Annotated in this window: 13 protein-coding genes and 1 pseudogene; 3 read left to right on the plus strand and 11 right to left on the minus strand. The window is 70.9% G+C overall.

Annotated features, from left to right (window positions below; genetic code table 11):
- Positions 1-11: 11 nt before the first annotated feature.
- The gene (locus tag ACZ56E_RS05640; RefSeq protein ID WP_471211350.1) at positions 12-1,676 is read right to left on the minus strand and encodes an ABC transporter substrate-binding protein; all 1,665 of its coding nucleotides are present in this window, start codon (positions 1,674-1,676) and stop codon (positions 12-14) included.
- 266 nt (positions 1,677-1,942) lie between these two features.
- Between ACZ56E_RS05640 and ACZ56E_RS05645 the strand changes: the two genes are divergently transcribed.
- The gene (locus ACZ56E_RS05645; protein ID WP_471211353.1) at positions 1,943-2,404 is read left to right on the plus strand and encodes a DUF3237 domain-containing protein; all 462 of its coding nucleotides are present in this window, start codon (positions 1,943-1,945) and stop codon (positions 2,402-2,404) included.
- Here ACZ56E_RS05645 and ACZ56E_RS05650 read toward each other — a convergent pair.
- Positions 2,401-3,606, minus strand: a complete 1,206-nt coding sequence (locus tag ACZ56E_RS05650; protein ID WP_471211355.1) for a 4-hydroxybenzoate 3-monooxygenase — start codon at positions 3,604-3,606, stop codon at positions 2,401-2,403. The genes ACZ56E_RS05645 and ACZ56E_RS05650 overlap by 4 nt on opposite strands.
- 104 nt (positions 3,607-3,710) lie before the next feature.
- A complete protein-coding gene (locus ACZ56E_RS05655; protein WP_471211358.1) occupies positions 3,711-4,478 on the minus strand; it encodes an IclR family transcriptional regulator in 768 nt (255 codons plus the stop codon).
- Positions 4,479-4,571: 93 nt separating this feature from the next.
- Here ACZ56E_RS05655 and ACZ56E_RS05660 point away from each other — a divergent pair, with 93 nt between their 5' ends.
- A complete protein-coding gene (locus tag ACZ56E_RS05660; protein ID WP_471211361.1) occupies positions 4,572-5,672 on the plus strand; it encodes a glutamate--cysteine ligase 2 in 1,101 nt (366 codons plus the stop codon).
- A 221-nt stretch (positions 5,673-5,893) separates the two neighbouring features.
- Positions 5,894-6,346: pseudogene (locus ACZ56E_RS05665) on the plus strand (hemerythrin domain-containing protein); the annotation flags it as partial.
- A gap of 63 nt (positions 6,347-6,409) precedes the next feature.
- On the opposite strand, the gene ACZ56E_RS05670 reads toward ACZ56E_RS05665, so the two are convergent.
- The 8 genes from ACZ56E_RS05670 to ACZ56E_RS05705 all read right to left on the minus strand — a co-directional run bounded on the left by ACZ56E_RS05670 (position 6,410) and on the right by ACZ56E_RS05705 (position 13,929).
- The gene (locus ACZ56E_RS05670; RefSeq protein WP_471211573.1) at positions 6,410-6,943 is read right to left on the minus strand and encodes an isochorismatase family protein; all 534 of its coding nucleotides are present in this window, start codon (positions 6,941-6,943) and stop codon (positions 6,410-6,412) included.
- A gap of 4 nt (positions 6,944-6,947) precedes the next feature.
- Complete coding sequence (locus ACZ56E_RS05675) at positions 6,948-7,760, minus strand: SAM-dependent methyltransferase (RefSeq protein ID WP_471211363.1); 813 nt, start codon at positions 7,758-7,760, stop codon at positions 6,948-6,950.
- Positions 7,761-7,843: 83 nt separating this feature from the next.
- Positions 7,844-8,815, minus strand: a complete 972-nt coding sequence (locus tag ACZ56E_RS05680; RefSeq protein ID WP_471211365.1) for a fumarylacetoacetate hydrolase family protein — start codon at positions 8,813-8,815, stop codon at positions 7,844-7,846.
- A 52-nt stretch (positions 8,816-8,867) separates the two neighbouring features.
- A complete protein-coding gene (locus ACZ56E_RS05685) occupies positions 8,868-9,800 on the minus strand; it encodes a VOC family protein (RefSeq protein ID WP_471211368.1) in 933 nt (310 codons plus the stop codon).
- A gap of 4 nt (positions 9,801-9,804) precedes the next feature.
- Complete coding sequence (locus ACZ56E_RS05690) at positions 9,805-10,824, minus strand: amidohydrolase family protein (protein WP_471211369.1); 1,020 nt, start codon at positions 10,822-10,824, stop codon at positions 9,805-9,807.
- Positions 10,821-11,948: an FAD-dependent oxidoreductase gene (locus ACZ56E_RS05695; protein ID WP_471211371.1), complete on the minus strand. Its 1,128-nt coding sequence runs from the start codon at positions 11,946-11,948 to the stop codon at positions 10,821-10,823. Before ACZ56E_RS05695 ends, ACZ56E_RS05690 begins: the two co-directional genes overlap by 4 nt.
- Positions 11,949-11,971: 23 nt before the next feature.
- Positions 11,972-12,937 (minus strand): cyclase family protein, encoded by a 966-nt coding sequence (locus ACZ56E_RS05700; protein WP_471211374.1) that lies wholly within the window; start codon positions 12,935-12,937, stop codon positions 11,972-11,974.
- Entirely contained in the window at positions 12,934-13,929 is a 996-nt protein-coding gene (locus ACZ56E_RS05705; RefSeq protein WP_471211375.1) for a fumarylacetoacetate hydrolase family protein, read from the minus strand. The genes ACZ56E_RS05700 and ACZ56E_RS05705 overlap by 4 nt, the downstream gene beginning before the upstream one ends.
- Positions 13,930-13,932 lie beyond the last annotated feature (3 nt).

Here is a 13,932-nt window from a genome sequence, read left to right on the forward strand (position 1 = left end):
GTGAGGCCGGGTCACTTGCGGGTGCCGCCGAGGTGGGCGGCCCAGGGCATGCCCATGTAGGCGAAGGAGCTGGGGGCGCCGCTGATGCGCTTGTTCATGAACATGCGTTCGTGCGTGGTGGCGAGGTAGGTGACCGGCACGGCGGGGGTGAACAGGGCCTGTGCCCGGCCGTATGCCGTGGCCGACTGCTCGTCGTCGGACGACGTGCGCGCCTTGTCCAGCAACCTGGTGACGCGCGCGTCCTCGTACCGCGTCCAGTTGAAGAGCCCGCGGGGTGTGACCATTTCCGCCACGTACGAGGCGGGGTCGGGCACGGCGACGTAGCCGAAGGTGAGGACGAGGTCCAAGTCCTTGCGGATGGAGGCGTCGTAGAAGAGCGACGACATCTCGGTGGGCTGGAGCTGCCTGATCTCGATGTCGAGGCCGATCTGCTTCGCTGCCGCCTGGACGAAGGTCAGGGTCTGGAGTCCCCGCTGATCACCGGCCGGAATGGCGGCGACCAGCGGCCGCTCGGGGCGGCCCACCTCGTCCATCAGCTTCTCGGCCCGATCGAGGTCGGGCTTCGGCACGGCAGGCAGGGCCTTGTAGGCGGTGTCGAACCGGTCGGCGGCCGCGTCGCCGCGCCAGGTGAGCGGGGGGACCAGCGACTTCAGCGTCGTGGCGTCACCGCCGAACACGTTCTTGATCAGGGCGTCGCGGTCCAGGGTGTGGGCCAAGGCGTCCAGCAGCCGGCGGTCCGCCGCCGGGGACTTGGCGTTGGCGGGTATCAGCAGCACGTTCTGAGTGGACGGGCCGAGATGGACCGCGCCGTTCTGCGTCTTGGCGAGCGCCCTCGCGCTGGTGGGCGGCAGTTCGTAGGTGCCGTCCACCTCGCCGGACAGCAGTGCGCTGGTGAGCGTGTTGCTGTTGGTGATGAACTTGAACACGATCTCGCGGGCCTTCGGCTTCAGATCCGGGTCCCAGTAGGCGTGGTTCCGCTTCAGGACGATGCTTTCGCCGGACTGCCACGAGGCCGGCTCGAAGGGGCCGGTGCACATCAGCCCGCCCTTGGCGGTGCCGTAGGACGCGCCGGCCTTTCGCGTGTACGCCTTCTGGTTCACCGCGCCGAAGGAGGTCGCCAGCGCCTTGGGCAGCGTCCGGTCGTACGACTTCGTGCGCAGGGTCACCCGGGAGGGGCCCGTGGCCTTGATGGACGTGACTCCGGCCAGGTAATTCCCGTACAGCGCCTGTGTCTTCGGGTCGGTCTGCCGCCGGAGGCTGTACACCACGTCCTCGGGTGTCATCCGGGACCCGTCCCAGAACCTCACGTCGGTCCGCAGGTCGAGCACCAGGGTCCGGTCGTCGCGCCAGGACAGCTTCCTGGCCAGGCCGGGCCGCAGGGAGAAGTCGGCGTTCATCCGCATGAGCGTGTCGCACAGGTTCGCTTCGACGGTCTGGGGCGAGTAGTCGCCGACCTTCGCCGGGTCCAGCGTGGTCGGCTCGCCGTAGGGCAGCGCCCAGGTGACCCGGTCCACCTCTGCGGAACCTGCCGGAGTGGTGGTGGTGAGCCGCGGCGCCCGAGAGGTGCCGTCGCCCCCGCGGGAAGCGGGCGTGGACGTGCAGGCCGTGGTGGCCGTCGTGGCCAGCAGGCCCATGCTCGCGAGCACCGTCGTCAGATGGTGTCTTCTTGCGGCCATGGCTGGGGCTCCTTGCCGGGGGAGAGGGGTGAGAGAAGCGCTCGTCGCAGTGGGCGTACGAGCGGCACAAGCCGAAACAGCTGAAGCCAGAAAGCTGGAGCCAGAAAACGGAAGCGAGTAACGGGAGACGAGATAAACGAACGTCATATAACGTTGTTGCATGACACGCTCGCACCGCACCGGCGAATGAGTCAAGACCTTGCGATGTCTCCTCCGCGGCGAGGCGAGCCACAAGCCCCCGTACGCCCCACCGAAAGGGTTCCAGCATGTCTTTCACCCCTGCTCTGGACTTCGCGTTCGAGATCCGAGCCCAGGTCGCCGAGACGCTGCACGTCGGCCATGGCGATGGAGAGGTCACCGAGTTCACGCCCATCGTCGGCGGCAGCGTGGACGGCCCCCAGCTGCGCGGGAAGGTGCTGGCCGGCGGCGGCGACTGGAGCGCCACCCGGGGCGAAGTGTGCGAGCTCGAGGCCCGGTACCTGATCCGGGCGGCGGACGGCGCCGTCATCGACATCGTCAACCGCGGCTTCTACCGCCCCAAGCCCGAGGCGCCCGACCAGCACGACGGCGCTCTGAAGGTCTCGGAGGCCGGCCACTACTACCGGACCTCTCCGGTGTTCCGCACCGACGCGGCCGCGCACCGCTGGCTCGCCGAGACGGTCTTCGTCGGACTCGCCCGCCCCGAGGGCGACGACGTCGTCGCCATCCGCATGTACGCGGTCCGTTAGGGGGAGGAAGGCCAGCCGGTGTACTGCTCGGCGAGGTAGGTGCGGCCGGCGCGGGTGCCCACCACGTTGTCGAGCTCGCCGAGCTGACGGCGCAGGCCGAACGGCGTGCCGTCGGGCGCGGTGTGCAGCAACTGCGTCATCCAGTACGAGAAGTTCTGTGCCCGCCACACCCGTTGCAGGGCGCGCGGCTGGTAGTCGTCCAGCGCCGTTTCGCCCGCGCTGCCGAGGGCTCGCGGCAGGACGTCGGCGAGCACCTTGACGTCGTGCAGCGCGAGGTTGAGCCCGCGGGCACCGGTCGGCGGCACGGTGTGCGCGGCGTCGCCCGCGAGCGCCATCGAGCCCCAGCGCATCGGCTCCTGAACGAACGAGCGGAACCGCAGCACCGTCTTCTCCAGAACCGGCCCCTCCTTTAGGCAGAAGCCGTCCTGCCCGGCCACCCGGGCCTGGAGCGTCTCCCAGATACGGTCGTCCGGCCAGGCGTCGACGGACTCATCGGGGGCGCACTGGAAGTACATCCGCTGCACCGTCTCGGTACGCTGGCTGATCAGCGCGAACCCGTGCTCGGAGTGGGCGTATACCAGTTCGGGCGCGCTCATCGGCGCCTCGGCCAGGATGCCGAACCAAGCGAAGGGATATTCGCTGCCGTAGCGCTCCCGGCGCTCCTCGGGCACCAGCTCACGGCACATGCTGCGCGACCCGTCCGCACCGACCACGTACCGCGCCCTGATCTCGTGACGGGCCCCGTCGGACGCGGTGTAGCGGACGCGGGGAGCGTCCGTCGTGATGTCGAGGACCTCCGTGTCCTTGACGCCGAAGTGGACCGTGCCGCCGTCGCGGGCCCGGGCGTCGGCCAGGTCGATGAACACGTCGGTCTGTGGATAGAGCCACACCGAGGCGCCCACCAGCTCCTTGAAGTGGATGCGGTGCGGCCGGCCGCCGAACCGGAGCTCGATGCCCTCGTGCTCGTGGCCCTCGTGCAGGATCCGGTCGGAGACACCCGTCTCGACCAAGTCCCGGGCCGCGTCGGCCTCCAGGATGCCGGCCCGCTGCGTCGTCTCGATCTCATACCGCGAACGCGTGTCGATCACGACCGTCTCCACGCCCGCGCGCCCGAGCAGGTGAGCCAGCATCAGACCGGCCGGCCCGGCCCCGACGACAGCTACGGGAACCGGGACAACGGTGTCGACGGGGGCGTCGGCCATGGCATCTCCTGAGCGACTGCGGACGTTCGGAACACCGAGCACGTTGGCATCAGGGGTGGCCGCCGGTCGCGGGCGTTTCCGTCAGGCGGAAGCGTGACCCGGGGTCAGACCGCCGTACGCGCCCGTCGGCCGAGCTCGTCGGAGATGCCGTGCGCGGCCCTGAGGAGCGGCTCGCGCAGTCCTCGCGCACGACGCGTGCCCCGTGCCGTGACGACGATCCCCAGCACGGCGCCGACGGGCCCGGCCCGGCCGATCCGCACCGGCGCGGCCACCGCGAGAGTGTCCTCCGAGAGCTGCCGATCGCTGATGAAGACCTGCTCGCGGCGGATACGGTCCAGCTGCCCGCGCAGCGTCTTCGGGTCGGTCACGGTGTGCGGGGTCCAGGCCCGCAGCGGCGACTCGAGGACCTCCTCCTGGACCTCCCGCGGCGCGTGCGCCAGCAGCACCCGGCCCATCCCGGTGGAGCCTATGGGGAACCGGCTGCCGACCATTGTCAGCAACTGCACCGACCGGTGTCCCGCGATCCTCTCGACGAACACGAGCTCACTGCCCTCACGCACCCCGAGCTGGATGTTCTCGTGGGTCGCCTCGTAGAGGTCCTGCATGAACGGCAGGGCCGCGTCGCGCAGAATCTGTGTCCGAGGGCAGCCCGAGGCGATCTCCCAGAGCCGGAGTCCGATGTGCCACGCCCCGTCCTCCCCGCGCTCCAGCGCTCCCCACTCGGCCAGCTCCGCGATCACGCGGTGGGCGGTGCTCAGGGCCAGGCCGGTGCGCCGGGCGATCTCCGACAGCGTCTGCGAAGGATGTTCGCGGTCGAAGACCGAGAGGATCTCCAGGACTTTGCCAGCCGCTGTGCTCCGGGGTTCGCTCACGCGGCCAGTCTCCCAGACCGGGTGCGGCCGCCCGGCTCACCGGTGGTCGCCTGACGGGAAGTTACCGACGGTGTCGCATAGGCTCGGAGCACGATGAGTCTGATCACGGTGGGTGTCGAAGAGGAATATCTCCTGCTCGATCCCTCCTCCGGCTTTCCCGTTCCGCTGGCCGAGCAGGTCCGTGCGGCCGCCGGGCTCGAGCCGATCGTGGAGGAACGGGAGATCCAGGCGGAGCTGATCGAGGCACAGGTCGAGGTCGCCACTCCGGTGTGCACCGATCTCGACGAAGTGGGCGGTCACCTGTTGCGCCTGCGTCATGCGCTGAGCCGTGCGGCGGAGAGCCATGGGTGCCGTCTCGCGGCCTGCGGTACGCCGCCGCTCAAGGAGGAGGCGCCGGTGCCGGTGACGAGCCTGCCGCGCTACCGTGCCCTGCGGGCGCAGGCACCGCAGCTCGTCGCCGAGCAGTTGGTGTGCGGCATGCACGTGCACGCCGCCGTGCCCGACCCGGAGGTCGGTGTGGCGGTCCTCAACCGTGTCCGGCTGTGGCTGCCGGTCCTGGTGGCCATGTCGGCGAACTCCCCGCTCTGGTCGGGCCATGACACCGGGTTCGCCAGCTGGCGCACGGTCGTGTTCGGGCGCTGGCCGGTCAGCGGCCCGCCGCCGCACTTCGACGGCCTCGCCGACCACGAGCACCGGGTGGGGCAGCTCCTGGCCTCCGGGGCGCTCATGGACCTGGGCCAGATCTACTGGCAGGCCCGCCTCTCCAGCCGCTACCCCACCATCGAGGTGCGCTGCTCGGACGTGCAGCTCCGTACGGACGAGGCGGTGATGTACACCGGTATCGTGCGCGCGCTCGTCTCGACCGCCATCGCGGAGGTCAAGGCCGGCGTTCCGGTACTGCCCTGCGCGCCGGAGCTGCTGCAGGCCGCGAACTGGCACGCCGCCCGGCACGGGCTCAGCGGATCCCTGGTGGACCGGGAGGGCAGGCTGCGCAGCGCCGGCGACGTGCTGTCCCAGCTGATGGACCACGTCATGCCCGCGCTCGAAGAGGCCGGGGACACCCGCGAGGTCACCGCGCTCGTCCACCGCCTGCTCCGGGAGGGCACCGCGGCCGACCGCCAGCGCCGTGCCCTGGCCGAGGGCGGCCTGCAGGCCGTGATCGACCTGATCATCACCGAGACCAGCGCGACCTGAGTCGGCTGCCGGGCCACCAGAGGCGTGTGGGGCGTGCTTCGGCGCAGCATGGTTTGCGTCATGTCCTATGTCATGGGCCAAGCGCCCCGGCTGACCAGCAGGGGGAACCGCGGGTCTTGACGCGCCACCGGTGACCGGAACCCGTCGTTCGCGTCCGGACCTGAGGACGGGCCCGTGCTCGCCCTGGATGGCGGGGTACCTGGTGGGCCTACCCACTGCCCGCCTTCCGCAGGTTGGTGCGGCTGCTCGCCGTGCACGAGACCGCCGAGGAGGAAGTCGTCCACCCCTTCGCCCGGCGCGGGCTCACGGGCGGCAAACAGGTCGTGGCGGACCGGCTCGCCGAGGAGAGGGCGGCCAAGGAGACCCTCGCCGCGCTCGACGACTACGACACCGACGACCCCAAGTTCATGCCCCAGCTCCTGAAGCTGCGCCAGGACGTCCAGGAGCACGCGCGCGCCGAGGAGCGGTACGAGTTCCCCCACATCCGGCGCGGCACCGACGCCGCGAACCTCGCCGCCATGGCCAAGGCCGTCAAGGCAGCCGAGGCCATGGCACCCACCCGGCCGCACCCCGGCGTGGAATCCGGTACGGCCAACGTGGCCCTCGGCCCGGTGGCCGCGCTCATGGACCGCACCAAGGACGCGGTCCGCAAGGCCATGGGCAAGGACGGCTGACGCCCGGCTTCCCCCCACCGTGCGCCGCACCGAGGCATGCCCGCCAGGGGTGCGAGCAGGACGTCAGATTGTGCTGCCGAAGGCGACGTTCTCGGCCTCGACGGCTTCTGCCGTCCGCCCCGGAGCCGCCTGGTGGCTCCAGTACAGATTCGTGTGCGCGATGACCTGGTCCGGCGGCGGCGCACCCCATGCCGTCTTGTCGCTCGTCGTGTGGGCGTCGCTGGCCAGGGTCACGTCATATCCCCTGGCCAGCGCGCCGTGGAGCGTGGAGCGGACGCACGCGTCGGTAACCGCGCCGGCCACGACGAGCCGCCCTGCACCGAGCCCCGACAGGACGGTCTCCAGAGTGGTGTCCTCGAAGGAGTCGCCGTAGTGCTTCTCGACGAGAGGTTCCGCGTCCGTCGGCGTGAGCTCCTGGGCGATCCGCCAGCCGTCGCTGCCCTTGGTGAGCGCCTCGTCGGAGTGCTGGACCCAGACGACCGGGACCCCTTCCCGCCGAGCCCGCTCGACGAGGCCGGCCACGTTCGCGACGACGGCGTCACGCTGGTGAGCCGCTTCGACGACGCCCTCCTGCACGTCGACGACGAGGAGTGCGATGTTCTCAGGGTTTCACGGCTACCGCTCCGAACTGGGGGAGTACCGTTGCCGATTCCGACTCGGCGCGCCACCGCGAGCACGACACGAGGCCGGGCGTGAGCAGGTCGAGGCCGTCGAAGAACGCGCTGATCTCCGCACGGCTGCGGGCGGTGATCGGCGGCGTGGCGTTCTCGTTCCAGAACTTCATGGCCTCGACGTTGCCCTCGCCGCCGAGGTCGGGGTCGGTGGTCGGATGCGTCATGGCGAGGTAACTGCCGGACGGCACCGAGGACATGATCCGGCGCACGATGTCCCGTGCCTGTTCCGTGTCGAGGACGAAGTTGAGGATGCCCAGCATCATGACCGCGACGGGCCGGTCGAGGTCGAGAGTCGCCGAGGCACCCTCGATGACGCTGTCCGGCTGGTGGGCGTCGGCGTCGATGTAGTCGGTGGCGCCCTGCGGGGTGCCGACCAGCAGGCTGCGGGCGTGGACGAGCACGATGGGGTCGTTGTCGACGTAGACGATCCGGGACTCGGGCGCGATCCGCTGGGCGATCTCGTGGGTGTTGTCCAGGGTCGGCAGCCCGGTGCCGATGTCCAGGAACTGCCGCACCCCGCGCTCGGCGGTCAGGAAGCGCACCGCGCGGCCGAGGAACTCGCGGTCCGCGCGAGCCACGTCGCGGATCACCGGGAACATCGTGGCGACCTGGTCACCGACCTGCTGGTCGACCTCGTAGTGGTCCTTCCCGCCGATCCAGTAGTTCCACACCCGCGCGTTGTGCGCGACTCCGGTGTTCAGCCTGCTCGATACGTCTGACGGGTGCCGGCTCACACTCACGTCTTCCCCTCTCCGCGCGCACGCCTGTGCTGCCCTGGGTGCGCAACTACTGTGACGACAAAGAACCGTGGGGCCATTGTCGCTCATGGCCGTTCCCGGGACCGGCGTCTCCCGGTCGGCAGCGGGACGGGTTCGACGCCTGGTACGACGGTGTTGGTGAGGGTGCCGATGCCTTCGACGGTGAGGGTGACGGTGTCGCCGGGCTCGAGCGGCGGCACGGTGTGCTTGCCGCCGCGGCCCCACAGTTCGGCGAGGCAGCCGCCGTTGCCGCAGGTGCCGGAGCCGAGTACGTCGCCGGGGACGACCCGTGTGCCGCGGGAGGCGTAGGCGGTCATCTCCTCGAAGGTCCAGCTCATGTTGGACAGCAGGTCCTTGCCCACGGTCTCGCCGTTGATCGCGGCGGTGAGGGCGAGCCGCAGAAAGCCGTCGGCGTCGCGGTGGGGTGCCAGTTCGTCGGCGGTGACGAGGTACGGGCCGAGGGTGGTGGCGGTGTCCTTGCCCTTGCAGGGGCCGAGGCCGACCTTCATCTCCGCGCTCTGGAGGTCGCGGGCGGACCAGTCGTTGAAGACGGTGTAGCCGACGATGTGGTCGCGCGCCCGCTCCGGGGTGAGATCGCGGCCCTCCCGGCCGATCACGGCGCCCACCTCCAGCTCGAAGTCCAGGACGGCGGAACCGGGCGGCACGGGTATGCCGTCGTGCGGGCCGTGGATCGCATGGGGGTTGGTGAAGTAGAAGGTCGGCGCCGCGTACCACTGTTCCGGGACGCCGCCGGTTCCCTCCACCGAGCGGCGTACCCCTTCGACGTGTTCCTCGAAGGTGACGAAGTCCCGCACCGACGCGGGCTGGAGGGGAGTCAGGAGCCGGACCTCGGAGACGTGCGGTCCAGGGGGTACGTCGAGGGCCGCCGCGCCGGCGGCGAGCAGCTCCGGGAGCCCGCCGGTCTCCCAGAGCAGGTCGGTGAGCGAGGTGACGCCCGGCAGCGGGAAGAGAGTGCCGTCCCCCTCGGCGACCGCCACCCGGCGGCGGTGTCGGTGTTCGTAGGCGGCGAAACGCATGGTGCGGCTCCAGCGGCGTGGGAGATCGAAGAGGGGTGGGTGGCGGGCCGGCCTAGACCGGTGGGGCGGTGAAGACGCCGGGGTCGGGGTCGTTGAAGGACTCCTTGGCGACCAGTTCGTTCATGGGGTTGGCGGTGCCCCACTGGTCGGTGACCTCGGGCCGGGAGAAGTCGTAGACGTGGGGGTGCCAGGTGTCCTCGTCCAGGCACTCCAGCTCGGTGGTGTACTCGACGGTGTTGCCGTGCGGGTCGAGGAAGTACGTGAAGGTGTTGTCCCCGGCCAGGTGCCGCCCCGGCCCCCAGATCTTGGTGAAGCCCGCCCGCGTGACGCGTCCGGAACCGCGCATGTACTCGTCGATGCCGCGCATCTCGAAGGACACGTGGTGCAGCGACGTGTGCGGGCCTTTCGCCAGGGCCATGGAGTGGTGCTGGCTGCTGATCCGCATGAAGTGCATGACCTCGCCCATGTGCGGTGAGCTGAGCGTGTCGGACAGCGCGAAGCCGAGGTGGCGCTCGTACCACTCGCGGGTGCGGTTCAGGTCGGGGGAGTTGAGGACGACGTGGGAAAGCTTGACCGGGATCGCCTCCTTCTCCTCGATCCTGCGGTGCCGGCGGACCTGGACATCCGCGGAGACCTCGATGGTGCGCCCGTCGACGTCGAAGAAGCGGAAACCGTAGCCGCCGCCGGGGGTGTCGACCTTGCCGGGACGGGACACCAACCGCACGCCGCCCGCGAGGAGTTGTTCGGCGAGGGTGTCGACGTCGGCGGCGGACGCGGCACCGTACGAGATCAGGTCGAGTCGCTTCTCCGCGGCCTTGCGCAGCCGTACGACGTACTGCTCCGGGGAGCCCTCGGCGGCGAGGAAGGAGATGCCGGAGTCCTCGGCGACCTTGGTCAGGCCCCATACACCGGCGTAGAAGTCGAGTTGCTTGTCGTAGTCGGGCACGGCGAGGTCGACGTGCCGCAGGTGAGTGAGCAGGCGCATGGTGTCAGTCCTTCCGGAGGAGGGCGGAGGCGTTGCCGCCCCGTACGGCGTGGAAGTCGGCTTCGGAGAGACGCGCGGCACGCAGGGCACCGACGGGGTTCTCGGTGCCCATGTCGAAGGGGAAGTCCGAGCCGAGCAGCACCCGGTCGGCCCCGGCGGCCCGGACCAGCTCCCGCAGGACGTGCGGGTCGTGGACCAGGGAGTCGAAGTACAGCCGTTTCAGATAGCTGCTGGGCGGGTGTGCGCAGCCGGTGGCCGCGTCGGGGCGGGCCGACCAGGCGTGGTCGGAGCGGCCGATGTGGGTGGGCAGGTAACCGCCGCCGTGCGCCGCGATCAGCTTCAGCGCGGGGTGCCGGTCCAGCACCCCGGAGAAGATCAGATGCGAGAGCGCGACGGCGTTCTCGGTGGGCTGGCCGACCGTGTTGGCCAGGTACCACCGGTTCAGGCGCTCGTCGAGCGTGCAGCCGAAGGGGTGCAGGAAGAGCAGGGCGCCAGAATCCTCGGCCCGGGTCCACAAGGGTTCGTAGGCGGGGTCGGAGAGCTCGCGGCCGGGGGCGTGGCTGGAGATCTCCACGCCGAGCAGGCCCTGCGCGAGCGCGTGGTCGAGCGCCTCGACGGCGAGCGCCGGGTGCTGGAGCGGTACGAGACCCAGTCCGCGCAGCCGGTCGGGGGCGGCCGAGCAGTGCGCGGCCGCCGCCTCGTTCGCCAGCCGGTACACCTTCTCGGCGGTCTCCTCGTCGGCCCAGTAGTGGTAGTGCGAGGGGGAGGGGCTGACCAGCTGGACATCCACGCCCTGGGCGTCCATCGCGGCCAGCCGCACGACCGGGTCGGTCAGTCGCGGGAGGCGTTCACGGACCATGGACCCGCTGACCGCCAGGGCGTCCGGGCCGTTGCGGCGGGCGTCCAGAGCGCGTGCCTCGGCGAACCCCGACAGACCCTCCACAAGGGCGTCGACCTCGGGGAGCAGGACGTGGGCGTGCACGTCAACGGTGGCTGCGTACGCGGCAGTTCCCTGAGCCGTCACGGCAGTTCCCTGAGCATGGTCATGGTGCGGGCCATGAGACCCGGCACGTCACCCCGCACCCCGTCGAGCTGCCACTGTCCGATCTGGACGGAAGCCTCGACGACCGGCCGAACGCGGGCGATCCGCCGTTCGTAGTACGCCTGGAACAGCGCGTCGTCCCAGGTGTCGGACCCGGTCAGGGTCTGGGCGAGGACCCAGGCGTCCTCCAGGGACAGGGCGGCGCCCTGGGCCAGAGTGGGCGGGCAGCAGTGGGCGGCGTCACCGACGAGGACGACACGGCCGCGGTGCCAGGAGCCTTCGACCAACAGCCGGTCGAACCACGTGTAGTTGACCTTCGCCGGGTCGGTGATGTGCTCGGTGATCTCGGGCCAGCGGCCACCGTAGGCCGACGCGAGTCGGCGCATCTCGTCCGCGTACGTCTCGCGGGGTATGGAGGCGCGGTCGCGGTGGGCCTCGACGACGAAGGCGTACAGGGTGGTGTCGCTGGTGGGGCAGTAGCCGGCGATATGGGCGGGACCGCCGTAGGTGAGGTCGGCGCGGGTGACGCCGGGCGGGCGGGGGGCCGCGACGCGCCAGATGGCCATGCCGGTGGGTTCGGGCTTGACGGTGACGCCGATCGCGGCGCGGGTCGCCGAACCGAGGCCGTCGGCGGCGATCACCAGGTCGTAGCGGGCCTCGGTGCCGTCGGAGAGCCGGACGGAGACGCCGTCGGTGTCCTGGCCCAGGATCTCGGCGGTGGTGCCGAGCCGGACCGACGCGCCGCTCGCGCGGACCGCCTCGCTGAGGATCTGCTGGAGCCGGGGGCGTTGCATGCCGACGGTGGCGGGCAGATCGTCGCCGCCGGTGCGCAGGTCGTCCTGCGCGTGCAGGACCGTGCCGTCGGGAGCGACGATGCCGATCGAACTGAAGCCGAAACCGGATGCCGCCACCTGCTCCCAGACGCCGAGTTCACGCAGGACGCGCAGGGCGTTGCCCTGGAGGGTGATGCCCGATCCGGCGGTGGCGTTCCAGTCGTCCTTGGCCTCGATCAGGTCCACCGCGAGTCCGGCGCGGCGCAGCAGGATCGTCACGGCGTTGCCAGCCGCGCCGCCGCCGACGACGAGGACCGTGCGGGGGTCATTCATGGAGAACTCCTTGGTTCCACGGCCTACTTGACGGCGACCGGATTGACGGGGGAGCCGACGGCGCCGGTGATGGGCAGCGGCGCGGCGGTGAGCCAGAACGCGTACGCGCCATCGGCCGCGCAGTCCTCGGCGAGCCCGTCCAGGTCCCACATCTCACCGATGAGCAGCCCGATGTGGGGGATGGCGACCTGGTGCAAAGGCTGGAAGGCGTGCTCGAATTCATTGGGCCGCACCTCGAAGCCCCAGGTGTCGGTGGCGATCGCGGCGATCTCCGTGCGGTGCAGCCAGCCCGCACAGGTGAAGGACAGGCCGGGCGCAGGCCCACCCGCGTACTCGCCCCAGCCCTCGCGGCGGGCGCGTGCGAGCCGCCCGGTGCGCACCGTGACGATGTCGCCGCGCCCGACCCGCACGCCGTGGGCCGCGGCCGTCCGCTCCAGGTGCTCCTCGGTGATAGCGAACGCGTCGGGCAGCTCGCCGTCGACGTCGCCGAGGACGCGGCCGACGTCGAGCAGGACGCCGCGTCCTGCGATGTGCGGCGCCATGTGTTCGATGCCGGTGACCTGGTCCCCGGCGGAGGTGACGACCTTCTCTGCGGCGCGGCCGTTCCAGGCGATGCCGTGGTCGAAGATGTGCCCGAGGCCGTCCCACTGGGTGGAGCACTGCAGCGGCATGGAGATCACGTCGTCGGAGCCGCCGTGACCGTGCGGGAAGCCCTGGTTGGCCAGGGCGGCGTCCGTGCCGGTGTCGAGCATCGTGTGGACGGGGTTGGTGCGGCGGCGCCAGCCCCGCTGCGGGCCGTCCATGTCGAAGCGCTGGGACAGGGAGAAGCTGACGCCGCGCCGCACGAGCGCCGCGCCTTCGCGCCGCTTGGCCTCGTCCAGGAAGTTCAGGGTGCCCAGGCGGTCGTCGGCGCCCCAACGCCCCCAGTTCGAGAACGACTTGGCCGCCGCGGCGATGGCGCCTTCCGGGTCGGTGCGGTCCGGGGTCACGACGTCATCTCCGCGACGCAGCGCGTGCGCTGCGCGCCGAGGCCGGAGATGGCGCCGTCCATGACGTCGCCGTCGCGCAGGAACCGCCCCCAGTGCATGCCGTTGCCGGCGGGGGAGCCCGTCAGGACCAGGTCGCCGGGGAGGAGCCGGGCGGTCTGTGAAGCGTACGAGACCATGCGGGCCACGTCGAAGAGCATGTCCTTGGTGGACTCGTCCTGCATGGTCTCGCCGTTGAGCTTGAGCGTCAGGCGCAGGTCGCCCGGGTCGCCGACCGATGCGGCGGGCACGAGCCACGGGCCGAGCGGGGTGAAGCCGGGCGCGTTCTTGCTCCGCAGCCAGTCCGTGCCGATCTGCGGCATGTCCCGGCGGAAGACGGCCGCGCGGTCGGTCAGGTCGTTGGCGATCGTGTACCCGGCGACGTACTCCAACGCCTGTTCCGCGGAGACCCGGTGGGCGGGGCGCCCGATCACGGCCGCCAACTCCAGTTCCCAGTCCGGTTGCTCGGCCCAGGTGGGCAGTATCACGTCGTCGTACGGGCCCGTGATCGCACTCGGCAGGCCGATGAACACGTACGGCAGGTCCTCGGCCGCACGCCGGTCCATGAGCTCCGCGGCTTCGGCGCGCCGCTCCTCCTCCGAACGGTCGTCGCCCGGCGCCCGGTGCGCGACATGCAGGTCGATGACGTGCTGCCGGTAGTTCGCGCCGGACTGGAACACCTGGCGCGGCTCGACCGGCGCGTGCACCCGGAACTCCGCGAGCGGCTCGCGCCGGACGGTCCTGTCGTCGGCCAGCGCCGTCAGCCGCGGCGCCACCGCGTCCCAGCGCTCCAGAATCCTCCTCATGGTCAACTCGGCGTCGCCGAGGGCGGATCGGACATCGACCACCTGGGCGTCGGGGGTGACGAGAGTGGGGAAGGCCGGCTCCCCAGGGACGGAAAGGGTGGCCAGCGCGAAGGGTCCGGCGAAGAGAGCGGACGCGGCTTCAGGTTTCACGGA

It is taken from the genome of Streptomyces sp. NPDC039480, assembly GCF_055597165.1.

Excerpts from the sequence above, each read along its gene's own strand:
- ACZ56E_RS05695 (WP_471211371.1), bottom strand. The coding sequence starts at position 11,948 with ATGAATGACCCCCGCACGGTCCTCGTCGTCGGCGGCGGCGCGGCTGGC.
- ACZ56E_RS05645 (WP_471211353.1), top strand. The coding sequence starts at position 1,943 with ATGTCTTTCACCCCTGCTCTGGACTTCGCGTTCGAGATCCGAGCCCAG.
- ACZ56E_RS05685 (WP_471211368.1), bottom strand. The coding sequence starts at position 9,800 with ATGCGCCTGCTCACTCACCTGCGGCACGTCGACCTCGCCGTGCCCGAC.
- ACZ56E_RS05680 (WP_471211365.1), bottom strand. The coding sequence starts at position 8,815 with ATGCGTTTCGCCGCCTACGAACACCGACACCGCCGCCGGGTGGCGGTC.
- ACZ56E_RS05660 (WP_471211361.1), top strand. The coding sequence starts at position 4,572 with ATGAGTCTGATCACGGTGGGTGTCGAAGAGGAATATCTCCTGCTCGAT.
- ACZ56E_RS05650 (WP_471211355.1), bottom strand. The coding sequence starts at position 3,606 with ATGGCCGACGCCCCCGTCGACACCGTTGTCCCGGTTCCCGTAGCTGTC.
- ACZ56E_RS05640 (WP_471211350.1), bottom strand. The coding sequence starts at position 1,676 with ATGGCCGCAAGAAGACACCATCTGACGACGGTGCTCGCGAGCATGGGC.